17 protein-coding genes are annotated in these 23,345 nt (G+C 74.8%); 4 read left to right on the plus strand and 13 right to left on the minus strand.

The window, feature by feature from the left end; all coding sequences use genetic code 11:
- Positions 1-677, minus strand: a 677-nt coding sequence (locus ABTZ17_RS20925) for a TerD family protein (protein ID WP_352197165.1), incomplete at its 3' end; no start/stop codon positions are given.
- 106 nt (positions 678-783) lie between these two features.
- Positions 784-1,323, minus strand: coding sequence for a M48 metallopeptidase family protein (locus ABTZ17_RS20930; RefSeq protein ID WP_352197166.1), 540 nt, complete (start codon positions 1,321-1,323; stop codon positions 784-786).
- A gap of 319 nt (positions 1,324-1,642) precedes the next feature.
- On the opposite strand from ABTZ17_RS20930, the gene ABTZ17_RS20935 reads away from it, so the two are divergent.
- The gene (locus ABTZ17_RS20935) at positions 1,643-2,800 is read left to right on the plus strand and encodes a ThiF family adenylyltransferase (RefSeq protein ID WP_352197190.1); all 1,158 of its coding nucleotides are present in this window, start codon (positions 1,643-1,645) and stop codon (positions 2,798-2,800) included.
- A 43-nt stretch (positions 2,801-2,843) separates the two neighbouring features.
- Positions 2,844-4,172, plus strand: a complete 1,329-nt coding sequence (locus ABTZ17_RS20940) for an ABC1 kinase family protein (protein ID WP_352197167.1) — start codon at positions 2,844-2,846, stop codon at positions 4,170-4,172.
- A 15-nt stretch (positions 4,173-4,187) separates the two neighbouring features.
- On the opposite strand, the gene ABTZ17_RS20945 is transcribed toward ABTZ17_RS20940, so the two are convergent.
- From ABTZ17_RS20945 to ABTZ17_RS20965, 5 genes are all read right to left on the minus strand, one after another.
- The gene (locus ABTZ17_RS20945; protein WP_352197168.1) at positions 4,188-4,394 is read right to left on the minus strand and encodes a hypothetical protein; all 207 of its coding nucleotides are present in this window, start codon (positions 4,392-4,394) and stop codon (positions 4,188-4,190) included.
- Between the two features lie 109 nt (positions 4,395-4,503).
- Positions 4,504-4,833, minus strand: a complete 330-nt coding sequence (locus ABTZ17_RS20950) for a putative WhiB-interacting protein (RefSeq protein WP_352197169.1) — start codon at positions 4,831-4,833, stop codon at positions 4,504-4,506.
- On the minus strand, positions 4,830-5,198 hold the full coding sequence (locus ABTZ17_RS20955; RefSeq protein ID WP_352197170.1) for a WhiB family transcriptional regulator: 369 nt from the start codon (positions 5,196-5,198) through the stop codon (positions 4,830-4,832). Before ABTZ17_RS20955 ends, ABTZ17_RS20950 begins: the two co-directional genes overlap by 4 nt.
- Before the next feature lie 174 nt (positions 5,199-5,372).
- Positions 5,373-5,708 (minus strand): hypothetical protein, encoded by a 336-nt coding sequence (locus ABTZ17_RS20960; protein WP_352197171.1) that lies wholly within the window; start codon positions 5,706-5,708, stop codon positions 5,373-5,375.
- Positions 5,709-5,876: 168 nt separating this feature from the next.
- Positions 5,877-8,063 carry an ATP-dependent DNA helicase UvrD2 gene (locus tag ABTZ17_RS20965; RefSeq protein WP_352197172.1) on the minus strand — a complete coding sequence of 729 codons (2,187 nt, stop codon included), beginning with the start codon at positions 8,061-8,063 and terminating at the stop codon, positions 5,877-5,879.
- 160 nt (positions 8,064-8,223) lie between these two features.
- On the opposite strand from ABTZ17_RS20965, the gene ABTZ17_RS20970 reads away from it, so the two are divergent.
- Positions 8,224-8,478: a mycoredoxin gene (locus tag ABTZ17_RS20970; protein WP_352197173.1), complete on the plus strand. Its 255-nt coding sequence runs from the start codon at positions 8,224-8,226 to the stop codon at positions 8,476-8,478.
- Positions 8,479-8,583: 105 nt separating this feature from the next.
- Here ABTZ17_RS20970 and nudC read toward each other — a convergent pair whose 3' ends face one another.
- The 5 genes from nudC to ABTZ17_RS20995 form a co-directional block, all read right to left on the minus strand.
- On the minus strand, positions 8,584-9,558 hold the full coding sequence (gene nudC / locus ABTZ17_RS20975) for an NAD(+) diphosphatase (protein WP_352197174.1): 975 nt from the start codon (positions 9,556-9,558) through the stop codon (positions 8,584-8,586).
- A gap of 61 nt (positions 9,559-9,619) precedes the next feature.
- Positions 9,620-11,023 (minus strand): dipeptidase, encoded by a 1,404-nt coding sequence (locus ABTZ17_RS20980; protein WP_352197175.1) that lies wholly within the window; start codon positions 11,021-11,023, stop codon positions 9,620-9,622.
- Positions 11,024-11,033: 10 nt separating this feature from the next.
- Positions 11,034-14,741, minus strand: a complete 3,708-nt coding sequence (locus tag ABTZ17_RS20985) for an ATP-dependent helicase (RefSeq protein WP_352197176.1) — start codon at positions 14,739-14,741, stop codon at positions 11,034-11,036.
- A 211-nt stretch (positions 14,742-14,952) separates the two neighbouring features.
- Positions 14,953-18,351, minus strand: a complete 3,399-nt coding sequence (locus ABTZ17_RS20990) for an ATP-dependent helicase (protein ID WP_502994767.1) — start codon at positions 18,349-18,351, stop codon at positions 14,953-14,955.
- Between the two features lie 197 nt (positions 18,352-18,548).
- Positions 18,549-19,100 (minus strand): MGMT family protein, encoded by a 552-nt coding sequence (locus ABTZ17_RS20995; RefSeq protein ID WP_352197177.1) that lies wholly within the window; start codon positions 19,098-19,100, stop codon positions 18,549-18,551.
- A gap of 137 nt (positions 19,101-19,237) precedes the next feature.
- Between ABTZ17_RS20995 and ABTZ17_RS21000 the strand changes: the two genes are divergently transcribed.
- A complete protein-coding gene (locus ABTZ17_RS21000; RefSeq protein ID WP_352197178.1) occupies positions 19,238-21,850 on the plus strand; it encodes a lysylphosphatidylglycerol synthase transmembrane domain-containing protein in 2,613 nt (870 codons plus the stop codon).
- 483 nt (positions 21,851-22,333) lie between these two features.
- Here ABTZ17_RS21000 and ABTZ17_RS21005 read toward each other — a convergent pair whose 3' ends face one another.
- Entirely contained in the window at positions 22,334-23,050 is a 717-nt protein-coding gene (locus tag ABTZ17_RS21005) for a YwiC-like family protein (RefSeq protein WP_352197179.1), read from the minus strand.
- Positions 23,051-23,345: the final 295 nt, after the last annotated feature.

Raw genomic sequence — 23,345 nt, forward strand, 5'->3', positions numbered from 1 at the left:
AAGGCGGGCGCGGGCGCCGGAGCCGGTGCCGGGGCAGCGGCCGGGGCGGGCACGCCGAAGGCGGGTGCCGGGGCCGCGGGCGCCGGGCCGGGCGGGGGCGCGAAGCCGGGGACGGGCTGTTGCTGGGCGGGTACGGCGGGCGCCGGGTCCTCGGCGACCTCGCCGCCGAAGTGCCGCAGCAGGGCGTCCAGTCCGCCGTCGAAGCCCTGGCCGACGGCGGCGAACCGCCACACGTCCTTGAGGTAGAAGTCGCCGAGCATCACGGCGCGCTCGGTGGTGAACTCCGCGCCCGTGAAGTCGTACCGGACGACCTCCTCGCCACCGGCCACGATCCTGATGTGGCCCGGACCGACCTGGGACATCTGGCCCGCGCCGTCCAGGGTCGCGGTGAAGGAGAGCCGGTGGATCCCGTCCGGGATCCGGTCCAGGGTGACCCGGAACGACTCGGTGTCGCCGGCCTGGGCGCCGAGCAGCTGCACGGACTCCTCGGGCGACTTGGGCTGGTTGTAGAAGATGAAGTACCGGTCGTCCGAGAGCCGCTCGTCCGCGTCGAGGCCGAAGCAGCTGATGTCGAACGTGAGGCCCGGACCGGAGATCTGCACGCCGACGTACAGATCGGTCCCGGCGGTCAGATCACTGATCTTGGCCTTGTGGCCGCGTTGGAATTCCCTGGCCATACGTGGTGACCGTCCCCCATCCCGAAGGTCTATGCGTCCCGTCAGGCTAACGGCTCCCGGCGACATCCGGCCAAGTCGGTACCGACCCGGAACATTTCACCGGCTGTCACTCCTCGCGTGCGGAGGGGAGCCGGGGAAGGCGGTCGGCGGCCGCGACGCCCTCCAGGTAGCCGCGGGCCCGCTCGGTCCGGGGGTACGCCTCCAGCAGCCGCCAGAAGTCGGGGCCGTGGCCGGGCACCAGCAGGTGGGCCAGCTCGTGGAGGAGGACGTAGTCGACGACGTACTCGGGCATCCCCTGGAGCCGGTGGGAGAGCCGGATGCTCCCCTCGGCGGGGGTGCAGGAGCCCCAGCGGGTGTTCTGGTTGGTGACCCAGCGGACCGAGGCCGGGCGGGCCCGGCCGCCGAAGTACTGCTCGGAGAGGCGGGTGGCGCGCTCGGCGAGGCCGGTGTCGCCGAGGGTGCGGCGGTTCTCCTGGGCGGCGAGCTTGTCCAGCATCACGCCGACCCAGCGGCGCTCCTCGGCCTCGGACATGCGGGCCGGGATGAGGACGATGGTGCGGTCGCCCTCGCGGTAGGCGGAGACCGACTTGCGGCGGCGCGCGCTCCGGCGGACTTCGACGGCGGCGGGCTCGGGTTCGGCGGTCACGCCCCCGACGGTACCGGGTGGCCGCCGCCGGTGCCCCTCCCCCGGTCGGGCTCGCGGCCGACGGCCGGGCGGGCTTCCGGCGCGTTCGTATGACGAATGACCCCTGCCTGTGGACAACTCGGAGCACGGTTGCGAGGGGGCGGGCATCCTGCGGTAACGGTCGGGGATCGGCCCGGCTCTCTAAGACGACGGGGGAATCGTGATGGCTGTCATGAACGCACGGGGCACGGTGGGCGCAGGCGACGCGGCGGGCGCGGTGGACGCGGCGGGCGGGTTCGGGTCCGCGGGCCCGGTGGACGTACTGGATGTGGTGGACGCCGTGGAGGCGGGGTATCCGAAGCTGAAGCCCGCCCTCGCCCGGTCCTGGCGGGACCTGAAGACGGTGCAGTTCGGGGTGACCCCCGCGCACGCGGTGGTGTTCGGCCCGCTGGACGTGGCCAGCGGGAGCTTCCTCGGTCTGGTGGACGGCACCCGGGGGATGCCCCGGCTCCGCGAGGAGGCCCGGGCCATGGGACTGCCCGAGGGCCAGGCGGACCGGCTGGTGGGCCGGCTGGCCGGGGCCGGGCTCATCGAGGACGGCACGGCGGGCGGGCCGGCCGCGCAGGAGTTGCGGCAGCGGGGCGCGCTGTTGGAGCGGCTGGAGCCGGAGCTCGGCTCCCTGTCGCTGCTGCGCGGCGAACCGGGGGCGGCGCTGCGGGGCCTGGCGGCCCGGCGGGCCGTGCGGGTCCGGGTCCGTGGCGGCGGCCGGGTCGGGGCGGTGATCGCCGCGGTGTTGTCGGGGGCCGGGGTCGGGCAGGTGGAGGTGATGGAGGGCGGTCTGGTCGAACCACAGGACGTGGCCCCGGGCGGGCTCCCCGCGCGGTCGGTGGGGCGGCGGCGGGGCCCGGCCCTGCGGGAGGCGGTCTCGGCGGCGGCTCCCGGACCACCGCCGCGGGCCGCGGAGCGGGAGGGCGCCGGGCCGCCGGGCGGGGAGCCGCCGTTGGCCCTGGTGGTGGTCGCCCCTCGGGACGGGCTGGCGGGCTACGCCCCGGATCCCTCGCTGGCGGAGGAGTGGATCACCACGGGCACCCCTCACCTGTACGCGGGGGTGTTGGAGGCCACCGGGTTCGTGGGGCCGCTGGTGCTGCCCGGGGGCACCGCCTGCGCGGGGTGCATGGAGCGGGACCGGGTGGACCGGGACCGGGCCTGGCCGCGGATGCTCACACAGTGGCGTTCGGCCCGGCGGCGGGCGGCGCCCTCCTGTGACCTGGGGCTGGCGATGGCGGTGGCGGGGCTGGCCGCGGCCCAGGCCCTGGCCTTCCTGGACGGTGAACTGCCGGGGTGCGCGGGGGCCCGTTGGCAGACCTCGCTGCCGGGATTGGAATGGCGGCGGGAGGCGGTGACGGCCCGCCCGGACTGCCCCTGCGGCGCGGCCCTCGGGGGCGAGGGGGTGGGCGCGTCCGGGCCTCCAGGGGCACAGGACACAATGACCCGGTAGCCGCCGACCGCGGTACGGCTGTCTGGGAACTGGAGGGGCACGCATGTCTGATCTTCCCCGGAAAGCGGTCACCCGTACCGCGAAGCTGGCGGCGCTGCCCTTGGGCATAGCCGGTCGGGCCACGTGGGGGCTGGGCAAGCGGATCGGCGGCAAGTCCGCGGAGATCGTGGCCCGCGAGCTCCAGCAGCGCACCGCGGAGCAGATGTTCAAGGTCCTCGGGGAGCTGAAGGGCGGGGCCATGAAGTTCGGCCAGGCCCTGTCGGTCTTCGAGTCGGCCCTGCCGGAGGACGTGGCCGGCCCGTACCGGGCCGCGCTGACCCGGCTCCAGGAGGCCGCCCCGCCGCTGCCCGCGTCCACCGTGCACCAGGTGCTGGCGGAGCGACTGGGCCCGGACTGGCGGGAGCTGTTCACGGAGTTCGAGGACAAGCCCGCCGCGGCGGCCTCCATCGGGCAGGTCCACCGGGCCGTCTGGAAGGACGGCCGGACGGTGGCCGTGAAGGTGCAGTACCCGGGTGCGGGGGAGGCCCTGCTGTCGGACCTCAAGCAGTTGGGGCGGTTCGCGGGCCTGCTCGGTCCCCTCATCCCGGGGATGGAGATCAAGCCGCTGATCACGGAGCTCCGGGACCGGGTGGCGGAGGAGCTGGACTACGGGCTGGAGGCGGAGGCGCAGCGGGCGCACGCGGCGGTCTTCGCGGAGGACCCGGACGTGTTCGTGCCCGAGGTGGTGTTCCAGGGCGAGCAGGTGCTGGTGACCGAGTGGATGGAGGGGATACCGCTGTCGGAGGTGATCTCCGACGGCACCCGGGAGCAGCGGGACGGGGCGGGGCAGTTGCTGGCCCGGTTCCTCTTCTCCGGCCCGGCGCGGACGGGGCTGCTGCACGCCGATCCGCACCCCGGCAACTTCCGGTTGCTGACCGGGGAGGACGGCCGGTACCGGCTGGGCGTGCTGGACTTCGGCACGGTGGACCGGCTGCCCGGCGGCCTGCCGCGCAGCATCGGGGTCTCCCTGCGCCGCACCCTGGAGGGGGACGCCGAGGGGGTGTACCGGAACCTCTGCGAGGAGGGGTTCGTCAAGGAGAAGGTCGAGCTCGACCCGGCGGCGGTGCTGGACTACCTCCGGCCGATCATCGAACCGGCCGCGGCGGAGGAGTTCGAGTTCAGCCGCGGCTGGATGCGCGGGCAGGCGGCCCGGATCGCCGATCCCCGTTCTCCGGCGCACCAGTTGGGCAAGCAGCTCAACCTGCCGCCCTCGTACCTGCTGATCCACCGTGTGACGCTCAGCACCATCGGGGTGCTGTGTCAGCTGGGGGCGCGGGTGCGGCTGCGGGAGGAACTGGAGTCCTGGCTGCCGGGGTTCCTGCCGGAGGAGTGAGCCGGGCCGCCCGATTCACCACCAGGAGGAGTCGAGGCGGCCTTCGATGGCCCGGATGTTGGCCCGGGCGCAGTCGACGCAGAAGTACTCCCTGGTGCCGTTCTCCACGGAACAGGTCCAGGTGGGCGGGGCCCCCGCGGGGGCGACGGCGCCGCAGCGGGCGCAGACGGTGGCCGCGGTCTCGGGGCCGGGCGGGGCGGGTCGGGGGGTCGGCTGTTCCACCCCTGAGAGGATATCGCCGCCCGGGGTTGACGGGCGGCCGCAACGCACCGGGGGACCGGTCCGAACGGACCGGTCCCCCGGGGGCGGTGTTGTGCGGAGGCTCGTGGCCTCAGTGCATGACGGCCATGGCCAGGGCGCGGCGGGCGCGCAGGGATACGCGCTCGGCTCGCCGCTGCATGCGGCGGGCCGCCACGAGGCGCAGGGCGTGCCGCTCCGAGTCGACCTCACGCATGCGGTCGTTCATATGGGCACGGGCCAGGGCTTCTGGGATGAGTTGCATTTCGCGGGTCCTATTCTGTCGCGCGTTGATCGCGCCGGAGGTGTCGAAGTCTTCGGTGGCGGAGCCGGAGGGCTGCTCGCTGGTGAGGTGGGGGGTCATCGGGGCCTGCTTCAAGGGGTCGTGCGTGAAGGGACGGTCGATCGTTCCGATGGCGTTCATGCCGCGACCGGGTTCTTGCGCGGGCGACCACGGGGCCGCTTGCGGGCGACGACCACACCCTGGACGAACAGCTCGCCGCCCCAGACGCCCCAGGGCTCGCGACGCTCCTGCGCGCCGGCGAGGCAGGCCTCGACGAGCGGGCAGGTGCGGCAGAGGGACTTGGCGTACTCGACGTCGGCCGGGGACTCGGCGAAGAAGACCTCGGGGTCGTAGGTACGGCAGGGGACGGGCACGCCGAGGTTCTCGATGGCGTCGTCGAGCGCGGTGAGGGCGGTGAGCGGAGTCAAGGTGGAGTCCTCCGGGACTGCGGGCGGGGCGATCGTTTGGGTCTGCGGTACGGACGGGGCGTGCGCTTCGAGTTGCACGGTCTGGTTTTCCTCGTCTTGTCGGTTCCGGCCGGTGGGCCGGGTGTGGCTGGTACCTGTTGTTGCCAGTCCCGAGGCCCCTTCGCTCCGTCGTCCCCGTTCGGGGACAAACAGAAGGGCCGCGGATCCCGGGTGGGGTTCCGCGGCCCTGAAGGCGCCGGCCTGATCAGGCGATCAGGCTGGATCACTCCAGGGTTCGAGCCCGCGGAAGGCCCACATCGTGTGGTGCTGCGTCGTCTGCTGCTTGTGTCCGGCACCGGCCGCGGCAAAGGCATAGGCCTGCGCCTTGCCGGCTGCTACTGCCACCGGTGCCTCGGTCGGTCGCTCATTGCCGGCGATGCGTTCCCGGACGGGGAAGCCGACAAGGGTGGCGGGGCTGCCCAGGGAGAAGGCGGACAGACCGGTGCCCAGGATCGGAGCGGCGGACGGGGCGACGTTGGTGGAGCCGAGCAGGCAGGAAGCGGCGACCGAGCGATCGGTCATTTTGGTGGTGGTCATGAAGCTGGTCACTGGTCTCGCCTCCTCTCGGCGTCTCGGGGACCCTCCCCGCGAGGGGTGTGTCCCATGTATTCGGATAAGTACAGCACGGAGACAGGGCTTCAGAGAAGTTCCCGTTTCCGTGGTTAAGAACCTATGGGGCCGTGCGGGGCATGTGCAAACTATTTTTCCGACGAGTTTCTACGCGTCGTCCCCGGAGCCCCCGCCAGGGTCCTGGCCTGCGCAGATGGCGAGGACATCGGGGCCGAAGCGGTCCAGCTTGCGGACACCGACCCCGGGGATGACCGCCAGCTCGCCGTCGCTGCCGGGGACGGCTTCGGCGATGGCCATGAGGGTCTTGTCGGTGAACACCGACCAGGCGGGCTGGGACAGCTTCCGGGCCTGCTCGGCGCGCCACTCGCGCAGCCGCTCGTACAGGCCCTCGTCCATGTCCGAGGGGCAGTCCTCGCAGCGCATGAGCTTCATCTCACCGGCGTCGGTGAGGGTGCGGCCGCAGACGCGGCACCGGACGGGGCCGCGGCGGGCCCGTCGGCGGGTGGTGCCGCGCTCGATCCCGGCCGCGAGGGCGGCGGGGCCGCCGCCCCGGCCGGGGGCGCCCGGGGAGCCGGGGCGGAGCCCGTTGAGGAAGCGGCTGGGGCGGCGGCTGGCCCAGCCGCCGGGAGAGCGGGCCAGGGCCCAGGAGAGTCCGAGGTGGTGGCGGGCCCGGGTGACGCCGACGTAGAGGAGGCGCCGCTCCTCCTCGATCTGCTCGTCGGTCTTGGCGTAGGTGATGGGCAGCATGCCGTCGGTGAGGCCCACCAGGAAGACGGCGTCCCACTCCAGGCCCTTGGCGGCGTGCAGGGAGGCCAGGGTGACGCCCTGCACGGTGGGGGCGTGCTGGGTGGCGGCCCGCTCCTCCAGCTCCACGATGAGGTCGCCCAGGGTGGCGGCGGGGCGGGCGCGGGCGAAGTCCTCGGCGAGGCGGACCAGGGCGGCCAGGGACTCCCACTGGTCGCGGACGGCCCCGGAGCCGGCCGGGGCCTCGGGGGTCCAGCCGTGTCCGCTGAGCACGGCGCGGACCTGGGAGCCGAGCTCGACCACGTCGTCGAGGCGGGGGTCGTTGGCGCCGAAGCGGGCGGCCCCCTTGAGGTTGGCCACGGCCCGGCGGACCTCGGCGCGCTCGAAGAAGCGCTCGGCGCCGCGGAGCTGGTAGGACACCCCGGCGTCGGCGAGGGCCTGCTCGTAGACCTCGGACTGGGCGTTGATGCGGTAGAGGACGGCGATCTCGCCCGCGGGGACGCCCGCGGTGATCAGCTCGCGGATGCGGCGGGCCACGCCCTCGGCCTCGGCGGGCTCGTCGGCGTACTCGGCGTAGACGGGGTCGGGGCCGGGCTCGCGCTGGGAGACCAGATCCAGGCGGTGTTCGGCGGCCCGGCCGCGGGCCTGGGAGAGGAGGCCGTTGGCGAGGTGGACCACCTGGGGGGTGGAGCGGTAGTCCCGGACCAGCTTGACCACGGTGGCCTGCGGGTAGCGGGTGCGGAAGTTCAGCAGGTGGTCGGGGGTGGCTCCGGTGAAGGAGTAGATGGTCTGGCCGGCGTCGCCGACCACGCACAGGCTGTCGCGCTCGCCGAGCCAGAGGTCGAGGAGCCGCTGCTGGAGCGGGCTGACGTCCTGGTACTCGTCCACCACGAAGTGCTGGTACTGGGCGCGGATCTGCTGGGCGATGTCGTAGCGGTCCTCCAGGATGCCGACGGTCAGCAGCAACACGTCCTCGAAGTCGATCACGTTGCGGTCGCGCTTGAGCTGCTCGTACATCCCGTAGACCTGGGTGATCTCGGCGGCGCTCCGGGGGGCCTCGCGGCCGGCCTTGGCCGAGGCGGCGGCGTAGTCGTCGGGGACGGTCTGGGTGACCTTGGACCATTCGATCTCGCCGGTGAGGTCGCGGAGCTCGTTGCGGTCGAGGCGGATCCGGCAGCGGGCGGCGGCCTCGGCGACGAGCTGGACCTTCCGTTCGACGAGCCGGGGCAGGTCCCCGCCGATGGCGCGGGGCCAGAAGTACTGGAGCTGGCGCAGGGCGGCGGAGTGGAAGGTGCGGGCCTGCACCCCGCCCGCGCCGAGGCCGCGCAGCCGGCCGCGCATCTCGCCCGCGGCACGGTTGGTGAAGGTGACGGCGAGCACGGCGGCGGGCGGCAGGATGCCCGCGCGGACCCCGTAGGCGATCCGGTGGGTGATGGCCCGGGTCTTGCCCGTCCCCGCGCCCGCGAGGACGCACACGGGGCCGCGGAGGGTGGTGGCCACCTCGCGCTGCTCCGGGTCCAGCCCGAGGAGCACGGCGTCCGCGGACTCCGCGACGGGCGGGAAGGGAGTGGAGGGCGTTGCTGCTGTCACCCCGCCATGCTGCCAGGTCGGCCGGGCGGGGGTCGGGGACCGTCCACAGGGGGACCCGATGAGTCATACGAATCACTTCGGGCGGGCCCCGGGAATGTTCGGCGGGTGCCGGGACGTTCCGTCTCCCGGAAAGTCCCCGTTCTTTGGAGGAAGGCCCGCCATGCAGGGTTCCGTGACGATGTACAGCACGACCTGGTGCGGCTACTGCCGTCGGCTGAAGTCCCAGCTCGACCGCGAAGGCATCGCCTACACCGAGATCAACATCGAGCAGGACCCCGCGTCCGCCGCCTTCGTCGAGAAGGCCAACGGTGGCAACCAGACGGTCCCGACCGTGCTGGTGGTCTCGTCCTCCGGTTCCGAGGCCGTCATGACGAACCCGTCGCTGGCCCAGGTGCAGCAGGCCCTCGCGGTCTGATCCCGCGGGTCCGGACCGTCGGCGCGGAGGCGCTCGGCGGTACGGAGCGGGCGGGCGGAAGGCCCCGGAGCGGTGCCCCGGGGCCTTCGCCGTGCCCGGGTCCGGTCAGCCCTGCGGGAGCGGCTCCCCGTACCACTGCTCCACCAGTCGGGCCGCGATCGAGATGCCCGAGGGCGGCAGGACCTCCCCGGAGGCGAAGGCGGCGCGCAGCTCCTCGCGGGAGAACCAGCGGGCCTCGTGCAGTTCCTCGCCGTCCACGGCGATCTCCGTGGAGGTGGCGCGGGCCGTGAAGCCGAGCATCAGGCTGGAGGGGAAGGGCCAGGGCTGGCTGGCCACGTAGCCGACGGAGCCGATGCGCACGCCCGCCTCCTCCCAGACCTCGCGGACCACGGCGTGCTCGATGGACTCCCCGGGCTCCACGAATCCGGCGAGGGTGGAGAAGCGGCCCTCCGGCCAGTGCACCTGGCGGCCCAGCAGCGCCCGGTCCTCCTCGTCCGTGACCAGCATGATCACGGCCGGGTCGGTGCGCGGGTAGTGCTCGGCCCCGCAGGCGGGGCAGCGGCGGACGTGTCCGGCCGCGGCGACGACGGTGCGCTCGCCGCAGCGGGAGCAGAAGCGGTGCAGCCGCTGCCAGTTCTCCAGGGCCACGGCGTGGACCATGAGGCCGGCGTCCCGGGGGGACAGCAGCAGTCCGGCTTCGCGCAGGCCCGCGGGGCGGGCCGACTGGTCCATCCGTCCGGGCAGGGCGTCCTTCTGGAGGGCGAAGTAGCGGACGCCGTCCTCGTCGGTGCCCAGGAAGTACCGGTGGGTCTCCGTGGGCGGGGCCTCGAAGGCCGGGGTCATGACGATGCCGGTGCCGCCGTCGGGCAGGTCGTCGATCAGGACCTGGCCGCCGGAGACCACGAAGACGCGGGTCGTGGGGTGGCTCCAGGCCGCCGCCAGCCATGCCTCGTCGAGGCGGTGGTGGGCGGCGCGGTCGATGCCGCTCGGGGCGGTGAGCGAGAGCGGACGGTCCGCGGAACCGCCGCGGTTCCCGGTACGGCCGAGATGCTCGGTCGAGGTGCTCACAGGTGCTTCCAACTCCCCCGGTGGGTGATGAACGGGTGCGCTTTGCTTTGGTACCGGTCGGGCGCCCTGGGCGTCAGACCGTCCAGTGGGCGGACAGGTCGTCCCAGAGGTGGGCGGCCGCCTCGGCTCCCTTGAGCAGCAGCTCGACCTCGGCCTTCTCGTTCGGCGAGTGCCAGCCGTCGGAGGGCACGGACACGCCCAGGAACAGCACGGGGACGTCGAGGACGTCCTGGAGGTCGGCGGCGGGTCCGGAGCCGCCCTCGCGGGTGTAGCGGACCTTGGTGCCGAAGGCGCGGGCCATGGACCGGGTCACGGACTGGAGGGCCGGGTGGTCCAGCGGGGTCAGGCAGGGGCGGGTGGGCGCGCCGAAGACGATCTCGTGGCGGATGCCGGCGGGGATCCGTTCGGCCACCCAGTCCTTGACGGCGGCCTCGATCACGTGGGGGTCCTGGCCGGAGACCAGCCGGAAGGAGATCTTCAGGTGGGCGTGCCGGGGGATGATCGTCTTCCCGCCGGGGCCCTGGTAGCCGCCGCCGATGCCGTTCAGTTCGGCGGTGGGGCGGGCCCAGACGCGCTCCAGCGTGGAGTACCCGGCCTCGCCGAGGGTGCCGTGGGACTTGGCGGTGCGCAGCCATTCGGCCTCGTCGAAGGGCAGTTCCGCGATCAGCTCCCGCTCGGCGGGGGTCAGCTCGGTGATGCCGTCGTAGAAGCCGGGGACGGTGACGCGCTCGTCCTCGTCGTGGAGGGCGGCGACCAGTCGGGCGGCGACGGTGGCCGGGTTGGGGACGGCACCGCCGAAGGAGCCGGAGTGGATGTCCTGGTCGGGTCCGTAGAGGTCGATCTCGCAGTCGGCGACGCCGCGCATGCCGGTGCAGACGGTGGGGGTGGCCTCGGACCACATGCCGGTGTCGGAGACGATCACGACGTCGGCGGCGAGGCGGGCGGCGCGCTCTTCGACGAGCTCGCGGAAGTGCGGGGAGCCGGACTCCTCCTCGCCCTCGACGAGCAGCTTGAGGTTGACGGCGGGGGCGGTGCGGCCGGTGGCGGCCAGGTGCGCGCGCAGCCCCAGGGTGTGGAAGAACACCTGCCCCTTGTCGTCGGCGGCGCCGCGGGCGTACAGGCGGCGGCCGTCCTCGCTGAGGGTGGGCTCGAAGGGTTCGGTGTGCCAGCCGTCCTCGCGGGCGGCGGGCTGCACGTCGTGGTGCCCGTAGACGAGGACGGTGGGGGCGGACGCGTCGCCGCTGGGCCATTCGGCGAAGACGGCGGGGGCCCCGGCGGTCTCCCAGACCTCGGTGACGGGGAAGCCGGTGGCGCCGAGCTTCGCGGCCAGCCAGTCCGCGCTGCGCCGCAGGTCGGCGGCGTGCTCCGGCTGGGCGGAGACGGACGGGACGCGCAGCCACTCGGTGAGGTCGCCGAGGAATTCCTCGCGGTGCGTGTCGATGTACGTGCGGACGGCGCTGTCCGGGGTGTCGCTCATGCCTGTGAGCCTAACCGTCCTCCGGGAGGCCGCTCTCCGGGCCCGTTCCGCCTTGGAGGATCCGCTCAAGGGCGGCCCGTCCGGGCAGGTCGCGCGGGCGGATCACCCGGCCGCTGCGGACGTGCAGGAAGACGGCGTCGACCAGGGCGGGGTCGATGCCGAGGGACTCGGCCCAGGCCAGGCGGTAGACGGCCAGCTGGAGGGGGTCGGACTCGGTGCTCCGGCCGGTCTTCCAGTCGACGATCTCGTAGCGGTGGGCGGTGCCCGCCGTCGGGTCGCCGGCCGGGTCGGTGAGGCGGTAGACGGCGTCGATCCGGCCGCGGACGACCCGTCCGGCCAGGGTGAGCTGGACGGGCACCTCCATCCGGTACGGGATCCGGTCGGCGTAGGGGCCGCGTTCGAAGGCGGCCTTGAGCAGGTCCAGGTCGCGTTCGTCGGCGATCTCGGCGGCGCCCGCGCCGGGGAGGTCGTCGGGGTCGGTGAAGGGCAGTTCCAGTTCGGCGAACCGGGACTCCACCCAGGCGTGGAAGCGGGTGCCGCGGCGGGCCGCGGGCTGCGGGGCCTTGGGCATGGGGCGGGCGAGTTCGCGGGCGAAGGCCTGTTCGTCGGCGGCCAGCCGGAGCAGGGCGCTCGCGGACAGGGAGCCGGGCAGGGCGATCTCGCGGACGGCGGCCCGGGAGCGCAGCAGCTCGCCCGCGAGGGCGTCCAGGTCGCGGTCCCAGGAGGCGGCCAGTCGGGCCTCCTCGGGGTCGAGTCCGGGGTCCTCGGCGGCGGGGCGCGGGCGGGCGGGGGCGGGGCCCTGCGGGCGGTCGGTCCCGGGTCGGTCGGTCCCGGGGGCGGCGGGGTGCGGGGCGGGCCCGGCCCAGGGCTCGCCGGCCCACGGGTCCTCCGCCCAGGGGTCCTCGGGGCGGGCGGGGGCGTCCGGGGCGTCTTCGGGAGCCGGTCGGGGTTCGGCGTACGGGTCCGCCTGTGCGTCCGTGTGCGGGGCGCCGTACGGGTCGCCGTACGGGTCCGCGTAGGGGTCGCCGTGAGGGTCCGGGTCGGCGTAGGGGTCGGCCCCCGGCCCGTCGGCCGGGCCGTACGGGGGCTCCTCCGCGTACCCGGGCTCCTCGCAGTCCGGGGGCCACAGGTACTCCTCGTCCTCGGGAGCGCCGGCCGGGGCGGGCGGGGCGGGCGGGAGCGGGGAGTCCAGGTGGGCCAGGACCAGGTCGGCGGCCGCGCGGCGGCGCTCGAAGGAGGCGCGGTCCAGGGGCAGCGGCCAGGAGGCGTCCGGGCCGCCGCCCGGTTCGGGCTCCGTCAGGGCCGGGTTCTCCTCGCCCTTCGCCGGCTCCTCGGCCCACGCCTCGATCTCTCCGTACCCGGCGGCGCAGTGCGCGTACAGAGCCTCCAGGAAGGGGGACGGGCCGCGGGGCCGCTTCTGGCCGGGGCCCCACCAGTGGCCGGAGGCCAACAGCAGGGAGCGGGGGCGGGTGAAGGTGACGTAGCCGAGCCGCAGCTCCTCGGTGGCCTGGTGCTCCTTGAGGGCGGTCTTGAAGTCCTTGAGGCCGCCGGCGGTCCAGCCGTCGACCGCGGGCAGGGTCTCGGCGTCCCCGCGCAGCGGGTGCGGCAGGACCTGCGGTTGCGCGGTCCACGCCTCGCGGGCGCGGGTGCTCGGGAAGGCTCCGGTGACGAGGCCGGGCACGGCGACGACGTCCCACTCCAGGCCCTTGGACTTGTGGGCGGTGAGCACCTTGACGGTGTTGTCGCCGCCGGGGAGGGAGTTGTCCAGGCCCTTCTCGTAGCGCTCGGCGGCGCGCAGGAAGGCGAGGAAGGCCAGCACGGTGGCCTGGCCGTCGAAGGCGGCGAAACCGGCGGCCACGTCGAGGAAGTTCGAGAGGGTCTCGCGGCGGCGGGCGGCCAGGGCGTGCGGGGAGGCGGACAGCTCGACGTCGAGGCCGGTGGCGGCGAGGACGCGGTGCAGGACGTCCATGAGCGGGTCGGCGAGGGAGCGCCGCAGGTCGCGCAGTTCGGCCGCGAGGCGGGCGAAGCGGACCCGGGCGTCGGCGGAGAAGGGCAGGCCGTCGTCGGCGGAGCCCTCGTCGAGGAAGGTGTCGAGCGCGTCGGCGAGGGAGACCACCTCGGCGGGGTCCACGCCCTCCACGGCGGCGGCCAGCCTGGCCTGGGCGTCGGCGTCGCCCGGCTCGCCGCCGGTGCGGTCGAGGTCCACGAGGAGGCGGGCCCGGCGGCCCAGCAGGGCGAGGTCGCGGGCGCCGATCCGCCAGCGGGGGCCGATCAGGAGCCGGATCAGGGCGGCGTTCGCCCCCGGGTCCTGGAGCACCTCGCAGACCGCGACCAGGTCGGCCACCTCGGGCAGGTGCAGCAGCCCGGACAGGCCGACCACCTCCACCGGCACCTCCCGGGCCACCAGCGCGGCCTGGATCGCGGCGAAGTCACCGGCGGAGCGGCACAGGATCGCGATCTCCCCGGGCTCCGTGCCGGTGCGGACCAGGTGCGCGAGGGAGTCGGCCAGCCAGTCCAGCTCCTCGGCGTGGGTGGGCAGGAGGGCGCAGCGGACCAGGCCGTCCCGTTCGGCGCCGGGGGCCGGGCGCAGTGCCTCGACCCCTTCGTGCAGGGCGCGCAGGGGGGCGGCGAGGCCGTTGGCCAGGTCGAGGAGGCGGCCGCCGCTGCGTCGGTTCTCGCTGAGGGAGAAGCGGGTGGCGGGGCTGCCGTCGGCGTGCGGGAAGTGCGCGGGGAAGTCGTCGAGGTTGGCGACGGAGGCGCCCCGCCAGCCGTAGATGGCCTGGCAGGGGTCGCCGACGGCGGTGACGGCGTGGCCGGTGCCCGCGGCGGGGGCGCCGTCCCGGGGCGAGCGGGTGCCGAAGAGCCCGGACAGCAGCAGCCGCTGGGCCACGGAGGTGTCCTGGTACTCGTCCAGGAGGACGATGCGGAACTCCTCGCGGAGCAGGGCGCCGACCTCGGGGCGGGTGGTGGCCAGGTGGGCGGAGAGGGCGATCTGGTCGCTGAAGTCGAGGAGGTCGCGGGAGCGCTTCGCGGCGCGGTAGCGGCCGGTCAGCTCCAGCAGTTCCAGGCGGGCCCGGGCCGCCGCGGGGACCTTGCGCAGGTCCTCGTTGCTCAGTCGGGTCTCGGCCAGCTCCGCGAGGAGGGCGGTGTCGTGGGCGCGGAGCGCGGCCGGTTCCACGAGGTGCTCGGACAGCTCGCCGTCGAGGGCGAGGAGGTCGGCGACGAGGTCGGGGACGGAGCGGGTGAGCGCCGGGTACGGGCCCGGGGCCTCGCGGAGCACTTGGGCGGCGAGCTGGAAGCGGGTGGCGTCCGCGAGCAGCCGGGAGCTGGGCTCCAGACCGATGCGCAGGCCGTGGTCGGTGAGGAGCTGCCCGGCGAAGGCGTGGTAGGTGGAGATCCGGGGCTCGCCGGTGGGCTCGGCGGCCGGGGACGGGTCCGGATCGGTGACCCCGGCGCGGACCAGGGCGGTCCGGACGCGTTCGGCGAGCTCCCCCGCCGCCTTGTTCGTGAAGGTTAGCCCGAGGACCTGCTCCGGGGCGACCTGGCCCGTGCCGACCAGCCAGACCACCCGGGCCGCCATCACCGTGGTCTTGCCCGAGCCGGCGCCGGCGACGATGACCTGGGGGGCGAGGGGGGCGGTGATGCAGGCGATCTGCTCGGGGGTGAAGGGGATGCCGAGGAGGGTTTTCAGTTGTTCGGGGTCGGTGATGCGGGACACGAGTAAGAGGCTAGCCGGGTGGGGTGACAGGGGGGTGGGGGTGCCGCTGCGCGGGGCCTCCTCCCCGCCCCGCCCCTTCCCGATACCGGGGCTCCGCCCCGGACCCCTTTCGGGGGCTCCGCCCCCGGACCCCCGCGCCTCAATCGCCGTCGGGGCTCGATGTGCTCCGCGTTCGCCTCGAACGCCGGCCGGGCTGCTGGGACGTGCCCGGTCAGTCCAGGAGTTGGCGGCCTTCGGGGCGGGCGCTGCAGGCCGTGCGGAAGGCGCAGTGGGTGCAGTGGCGGCCCGTCGCCGGGGTGAAGCGTTCGTCGAGGACGCGGCCGGCGGCGGTGGCGAGGAGGTCGCCGACCCACTCTCCGGCGAGGGGTTCCTGGGCCTGCACCTTGGGGACGCCCTCGCCGCCGTCCTTCTTGGCGGCGTCCTGGCGCAGGTGGACCAGTTCGGCGCCGCCCGGGGCAGGGCGCACCCCGGAGAACGCCTCGTCGACGGCGCCCTCGCGGACGGCCAGCTGGTAGACGGCGAGCTGGGGGTGGCGGAGCACCTCCTCGCCGCTGGGGGCGGATTTGCCGGTCTTGAAGTCGACCACGTAGGCGCGGCCCTGGGCGTCGGTCTCGACGCGGTCCATGGAGCCGCGGATGCGGATCCGGTACGGGTCCTCGTCGGGCCCGGCGGGGGTGCCGGCCTCCAGGGTGACGTCGAACTCGTGCTCGGTGGCCACCGTGGTGCGGCCGGCGCGGTCGGAGACGTGCCAGCGGAGGAAGCGCTCCAGGGCGGCACGGGCGTTCTCCTTCTCCTGGCCGGACTTCCAGGGGGCGTCGAAGGAGAGGGCGTCCCAGACGGAGTCGAGGCGTTCCATGAGGACGGCCAGGTCGGCCGGGGTGCGGCCGGAGGCCACCTCGTCGGCCAGGACGTGGACCACGTTGCCGAAGCCCTGGGCGGCCGTGGCGGGGGCGTCCGCCTTGACCTCGCGGCCAAGGAACCACTGGAGGGAGCAGGTGTTGGCGAGCTGGTCCAGGGCGCTGCCGGACAGCGCCACGGGCCGGTCCCGGTCGCGCAGGGGCACGCTGGAGCGGGTCGGTTCGTACAGCCCCCACCAGCGCTGCGGGTGTGCGGCGGGCACCAGCGGCTGCCCCTCCTCGTCGGCGAGGGCGGCGAGGCGGGCCAGCCGGCGGGCGGCGGCCTCGCGGAGCGCGGGCGTGGCGGTCGGGTCGACGGTGGTGGCGCGCAGTTCGGCGACCAGCGCGGACACGGCGAGCGGGCGGCGGGGGCGGCCGGTGACGTCCACGGGGGTGACGCCGAGTTCGGTGAGGAAGCGGGAGGGCTGGTCGCCGTCCTCGGCGGGGGCCTTGACGGCGGTGACCACGAGGCGGTCGCGGGCCCGGGTGGCGGCCACGTAGAACAGCCGGCGTTCCTCGGCGAGGAGGGCGCCGGGGGTCAGCGGGTCGGCGAGGCCGTCGGGGCCGATGCGGTCGGCTTCGAGGAGGGAGCCGCGGCGGCGCAGGTCGGGCCAGATGCCCTCCTGCACCCCGGCCACGACGACGAGCCTCCATTCCAGGCCCTTGGAGCGGTGGGCGGTCATCAGCCGGACGGCCTCGGGGGCGGTGACCCGCTTGCCGAGGGTGTCGGCGGCGATGTCCTCGGCGTCGAGCTGTTCGAGGAGGTTGAGGGCGCCCCGGCCGCCGGTGCGCTCCTCGGCGCGCGCGGCGGTCTCGAAGAGGGTGCAGACGGCGTCGAGGTCGCGGTCGGCGTTGCGGCCGCCGGGTCCGCCGCGGCGGGCGGAGCGCTCCAGGCGGACGGGCCAGCCGGTGCCGTTCCACAGCTCCCAGAGCGCTTCCTCGGCGGTGCCGCCGCCTTCGAGGAGTTCGCGGGTCTTGCGGAGGAGGAGGCCGAGGTTCTGGGCGCCGCGGGCGTAGCCGGGGTCGTGGGCGACGAGGCGTTCGGGTGCGGCGAGGGCCCGGGCGATCAGGAGGTCGGAGGGCGGCGGCACGCGATTGCCCGCGGCGCGTTCCTCCTCGCGGAGGGCGCGGCCGAGTTTCCGCAGGTCGGCGGCGTCCATGCCGCCGAGCGGGGAGGCGAGCAGTTCGATGGCGGTGTCCACCCCGATCCACGCCTCGCCGGGCGGGGTGGGGGCGGGGGTCTCGGGTCCGTCCGGCGCCCCTTCGTCGCCCTCCTCGTGCTCCCGCCCGTCCGCGGCACCCTGCTCCGGCCCGTACGGGTCCTCCCCGATCCCGGCCCCGGCCCCGACCTCGGCGTCGTCCGGACCCGCGGTCGCGGTGCCCGTGGCGGCGGTGGCGGTGACGCGGAGGGCGGTGAGGAGGGGGGCGACGGCCGGTTCGTGGCGGAGCGGGATGCCCGCGCCGTCGGTGGTGACGGGCACGCCCGCGGAGATCAGGGCGCGGCGGAAGGCGGGCAGGGCCCGGCCGCCGGCGCGGACCAGGACGGCCATGTCCTGCCAGGCCACCCCGTCCTCCAGGTGGGCGCGGCGGAGCACGTCGGCGATGTTGTCGAGCTCGGCGCCGGCCGTGGGGTAGGTGTACGCCTCGACGCGACCGCCGGGTCTGACGGGGCGCAGGTCGCGGTGGGCGCGGACGGCGGCGGCGGGGAGCCTCGGGACGGGCATCCGCTCGGTGAGGCGTCGGGTGGCGGCGAGCAGGGCGGTGCGGGAGCGGCGGCCGGTGTCGAGGACCTTGACAGTGGCGCCGGGGAAGTCCTCGGGGAAACCGAGGATGCCGCCGATGTCGGCGCCGCGGAAGGCGTAGATGGACTGGTCGGGGTCGCCGAAGGCGATGGTGTCGCGGCAGCCGAGGGCCTTGAGGAGGCGGACCTGCGAGGCGTCGGTGTCCTGGTACTCGTCGACGAAGACGGCGTCGTAGCGGGACCAGAGCCCGGCCTCGGGCCGTTCGGCGAGCAGCACGGCCCGGTGCACCAGCTCGGCGTAGTCCAGGGAGCCGGAGAGGTCGAGGACGTCGAGGTACTCGGCGAGGAAGTCGGCGGCGGCGCTCCAGTCGGGGCGGCCGGTGCGGGCGGCGAAGGCGCCGAGGGCCCGGGCGTCCAGGCCGAGCTCGCGGCTGCGGGCGAGGACGGCGCGGACCTCGTCGGCGAATCCGCGGGTGGTGAGGCAGGCGCGCAGTTCCTCGGGCCAGCGGATGGAGCCGAGCTCGCGCTGGCCGTCGAGGAGCTCGCGGACCATGACGTCCTGCTCGGGGCCGGACAGCAGGCGGAGCGGTTCGACGAAGAGGTCGGCGTCCTGGTGGGCGCGGACGAGGGCGTAGCAGAAGGAGTGGAAGGTGGTGGCCTGCGGGGCGCGGGCGCCGCCGAGGCGGAGAGCGGCCCGGTCGCGCAGTTCCACGGCGGCCTTGCGGCCGAAGGTGAGGACGAGGATCCGTTGCGGGTCGGTGCCGGCCTCGACGCGGGCGGCGACGGCCTCGACCAGGGTGGTGCTCTTCCCGGTGCCGGGGCCGGCGAGGACGAGCAGCGGGCCGCCGGTGTGGTCAACCACCGCCTGCTGCGCTGCGTCCAACAAGGGTGGATCGACTGGTTCCGGCCCGGTGCGCACCAGTCGGTACGCGTCATGGGGACGCGTACGCCGGGTGGAAGGGGAGGAACTCACGTGGATCGCCGGTCCTGGTGGTGGGTGTGCTGAGGCTCGCGCGCGTGGTGCGGCCCGTGGGGCCGCGGACGCGGACTGAAGACGCTACGCCACCGGAGGTGCCCGGCGCAGCGGACCCGGGGAGACTTCCGGGACGGACCGGGGGTCCCCCGTGCGGGGGTACCGGGCCCCGTACGGGTTCCGGATGGTCGAAGCTGTCAGATGTGAGGTTCCTCAAGCTCCGGTCCGGTGCCGCCGGCCCGGTCCGGCCCGTCCGCGGCGCGGCCCGCGGGCCCGTCGGGGCCCGTCGCGCCCTCGGGGACGGACCCGGTCCCGGACCCGTCCCAGCGGGCCCGCCGCATGTCCACGCGCGGGTACCGGCCGGGCTCGGGGCGGGCGGGGTCGCGCAGCGGGGTGCCCTCGGCGCGGTAGTGCTCCAGGGCGCGGGCCTCGTGGCCGGGGAGCAGGGCGCCGTCCGAACGGACCACCCTCCACCAGGGCACGGACCCGCCGTACAGGGCCATCGCCCGGCCCACCTGGCGGGGTCCGAGGCGCGGCCGGTCCGTTCCGGTCGGGGCGCCCGGGCCGCCGACGGCCCCCGCCGCGCGGGCCTCCCGGAGCTCCTCGTCCTCCTGGGTCAGCCACTCGGCGACGTCCCCGTAGGTCATCACCCGGCCGGGCGGAATCAGCTCGGCCGTCTCCAGGACCCGTTCCGCGTAGAGGGGGATCTCCGGGAGCCCGGAGGGGCCGGGGAGGGCGTGCTCGCTCATCCGTCCCATCCTGCCCTACGGGACCGACACCGCACCCTGCTGACCGCCCCGGCGGCCGGGCCGTGCCACCATCTTCCGGGCGGTGACTGGTGATACGAGATCAAGAAGTGACGGCGGAGACGGCGAAGGAGCAGGGTGTGGGCCCTCCGGACGTGCCGGACGTGGACGGCGGACACGTGGACCCCCTGGAGGTCGACGAACCGCTGCTGGCCGCCCGTGTGCACCGCCCCTCGGACCTGGTCCGGGTGCTCGTCGGCGTGCTGGGCATCGCCGTGGTCCTGGCGATCGCCGCCTTCGCGCACGGGACGACCGCGGGCCTGGAGGCCGACATCACGGAGGGCACCGGGCAGGCCCCGGACCTCCTGGTGCGGATCGCCGGTCTGGTGTCGAGCATCGCGGTGCTGCTGGTCCCGGTCGCCTTCGCCATCGAACGTCTGATCAAGAGGGACGGGTTGCGGATCGCGGACGGCGTGCTCGCGGCCGTCCTCGCGCACGGGGTCACCCTCGCCACCGACCTGTGGGTCTCCCGGGCCGCCCCCGACACCGTGCAGGACGCCCTGACCCGCGCCACCGGGGTCGGCGACGCGCTCACCGATCCCGTCCACGGCTACCTCGCCCCCGTGATCGCCTACATGACCGCGGTGGGCATGACCCGCCGGCCGCGCTGGCGGGTGGCGCTGTGGGTGGTGCTGCTGCTGGACGCGCTGGCCATGCTGGTCGGCGGGTACACCACGCCGTTCTCGATCATCCTGACCGTGTTGATCGGCTGGACCGTGGCCTACGCCACGCTGTACGCCGTCGGCTCCCCGAACATCCGGCCCACCGGGCAGAACCTCCTCGCGGGCCTGCGCCGGGTCGGCTTCGCCCCGGTGTCGGCGCAGCGCCTGGAGGAGTCCTCCGAGGCACCCGAGCACAGCGACCGCGGCCGCCGCTACCTGGTCCACCTGGAGGAAGGGCCGCCGCTGGACGTGACGGTCGTGGACCGGGAGCAGCAGGCCCAGGGCTTCTTCTACCGCGTGTGGCGCCGGCTCACCCTGCGCGGGATCACCACCCGCCGCAGCCTCCAGTCCCTGCGGCAGGCGCTGGAGCAGGAGGCGCTCCTCGCGTACGCGGCCATCGCGGCGGGCGCGCGCGCCCCGAAGCTGATCGCCACCTCCGAGCTGGGCCCCGACGCCGTGATGCTGGTGTACGAGCACCTGGGCGGTCGGAGCCTGGACGCGCTGGCCGACGAGGAGATCACCGACGAGCTGATCCGCAACGCCTGGCAGCAGGTCAAGGCCCTCCAGTCGCGGCGGATCGCGCACCGGCGACTCACCGGGGACGCCCTGGTGGTGGATCGTTCCGGCAATGTCACCCTCACCGACCTGCGGGGCGGTGAGATCGCGGCCGGTGACCTGGTGCTGCGGATGGACATCGCGCAGCTGCTGACCACGCTCGGCCTGCGGGTCGGCGCGGGCCGCTCGGTGGGCGCGGCGGTGGAGACCCTCGGCGGGGACGCGGTGGCGGACTGCCTGCCGCTGCTCCAGCCGATCGCGCTGAGCCGCTCCACCCGCGCGACGCTGCGCCGGCTGGGTCGGGAGCGGGCGGAGCGGGAACGCGAGGCCGTGCTGGCCGCCTCCAAGGCGGCGAAGGAACAGCGGGAGGCCGAGTCCGCGGCGGCCCGGAAGTCCCCGAAGGCCGAGAAGAAGGCGGACAAGAAGGCCGAGAAGCAGGCGCTGGACGTGGCCCTGGACGAGGCCCGCGAGGAGGACCTGCTCAGCCAGATCCGCCGCCAGGTGCTGCTGATCCGCCCGCAGGCCCCGGTGGAGCCGGCCCGGCTGGAGCGGATCCGGCCGCGGACCCTCGTCAGCTTCATCGCGGGCGCCTTCGCCGCGTACTTCCTGCTCTCGCAGCTGACCCACGTGCAGTTCGACAAGGTCATCGAAGAGGCGCAGTGGGGTTGGGTGGCCACCGCGGCCGCCTTCTCCGCGCTGAGCTACTTCGCGGCGGCGATGAGCCTGCTGGGCTTCGTTCCCGAGCGGGTGCCGTTCCTGCGGACGGTACTGGCGCAGGTCGCCGGCTCCTTCGTGAAGCTGGTGGCGCCGGCGGCGGTCGGCGGTGTGGCGCTGAACACGAGGTTCCTGCAGCGGCAGGGGGTGCGGCCGGGGCTGGCGGTGGCCAGCGTCGGTGCCTCCCAGCTCTTCGGACTGGGCGCGCACGTGCTGCTGCTGCTGTCCTTCGGCTATCTGACGGGCACCGAGAAGACCCCGGAGATGACCCCGTCCCGGACGGTCATCGCCGGTCTGCTGACGGTGGCGGTGCTCGTGCTCGTGGTCACCGCCATCCCGTTCCTGCGGAAGTTCGTGGTCTCCCGGGTGCGGGCGCTGTTCGCGGGCGTGGTGCCCCGGATGCTGGACGTGCTCCAGCGTCCGCAGAAGCTCCTCACCGGCATCGGGGGCATGCTGCTGCTGACGGGCTGCTTCGTGATGTGCCTCGACGCGTCGATCCGGGCCTTCGGCGGGGGGCAGGCGGTCAGCTACGCCTCCATCGCGGTGGTCTTCCTCGCGGGCAACGCGCTGGGGTCGGCGGCGCCGACCCCCGGTGGTGTGGGCGCGGTCGAGACCACGCTGACGCTGGGTCTGATCGCGGTGGGGCTGGACAAGGAGATCGCGATCTCGGCGGTGCTCCTGTTCCGGCTGATGACCTTCTGGCTGCCGGTGCTGCCGGGGTGGATCTCGTTCAACCACCTGACGCGCAAGGATGCGATCTAGGCCGTGTCTTCCGGATCTTGCCTGGCCCGCGCCGCCTGGCACCGCACCTCGCGGCGTTGCCGGAAAGCCTGATTACGTCCAGTAGGCAGGCTTCCCGGCGCCTTGCGATGCACGGCACCAGACGCCGCGGGCCTCACCGGCAAGATCCAAAAGACACGACCTAGCCGCCTCGGCGGGGCCAAGTCTGCCCGGGGGGGGCGGTGCGGACCGTGGGTGGTTGCTCGCGCCGTTCCCCGCGCCCCTGGGTTCCCCTGCCCGGCGGAGCCTGCGGGCCGTGGGTGGTTGCTCGCGCCGTTCCCCGCGCCCCTGAGTTGCCCCCTGCCCGGCGGGCGCCTGCAGGCCGTGCGTGGTTGCTCGCGCCGTTCCCCGCGCCCCTGACAGGGCGCGGGTGAGCCGGGGAGCGGCAGGCTCCAGGGGCGCGGGGAACTGCGCGAACGGGCCGCACCCGGCCGCAGCTGGACGCGAGACCTGGCCCCCGGGAGGTCAGCGGGGCAGGAGGAGGGTGGTCAGGAGGAGGGTCGAGGCGGCGATTTCCACGGCGCCGACGACCGCCGGCTTCAGGCCCCGGCCCGGGAGGGCCGCCGCCCGGGCCAGGTAGAGGGCGAAGGGCACCGCCAGCCAGGGGTCCAGCCGGGCGGCGAGGGCCAGGGCCACCGCGTGGAAGGCCACCGAGGCCCGGCGGTAACCGGCCGAGTTCCGTTCGCGGATCATCGTCTTCACGTACGGCACGGTGCCGCCGAAGTAGAGCAGGCAGGCGAGCGCGGGCCGCCATCCCTCGGCGAGGGTGCCGCCGCCCAGCCGGAGCGCGACCAGCAGCATCCCGCAGGCCGGGACCACCGCCGCCAGTCCGTTGAGCAGGGCCCGTTCCCGGTTGCGCCACGCGTACAGGGTGTTCACCGCGAGGAAGGGCAGGGCGGCCGCGGCCGCGAGGAGCAGCCACGGGTGGGCCGGGACCAGGGGCGGTCCGCAGGCCGCGAGGACCGCGGCGGAGACGAGGCCGGGCCGCACGTGCCGGGCGGCGGCCCGCGGGTTGCGGGAGTGCCGGCGCAGCCGCAGCCACTGCTGGCCATGGAAGACGGTCACATACCCGGCGAACCAGGCCGCGGCGAGCGGCAGGTGCGCGGGGGACGGGCGCCCGAGGAACACGCCCAGCAGGAAGGGCACGGCGAGCATGGCCCAGGCCCCGTGCTGGTCGGGCAACCAGCCGCCGCGCCGGCGGCGCCGGGCCCCGCCGCGCGCACCCCCACCGGACCGCGCCCGGCCCCCGCCACCCGCACCGGCGCGGGCGCCGCCATCCGAACCCCCGCCGGGCGCGCGGGTGTCGGCGGGCAGGGGCGCGGGGGTGGCCGGCACGGGGAACCGCCTTCGGTGGGCCGGCACGGCGGACGCGCCCGGCGAAATCGGAATCGGAGCGCGGTATTTCCCATCCCCGCGCGCGAGTTGACGTCCCTCCAGGGTGGCACCGGTGGGCCCGGGAAACTCCGGGAGGAGGGCC

This window comes from Streptomyces sp. NPDC097619 (assembly GCF_040302735.1).
In the GTDB taxonomy this organism is placed as follows: Bacteria; Actinomycetota; Actinomycetes; order Streptomycetales; family Streptomycetaceae; genus Streptomyces.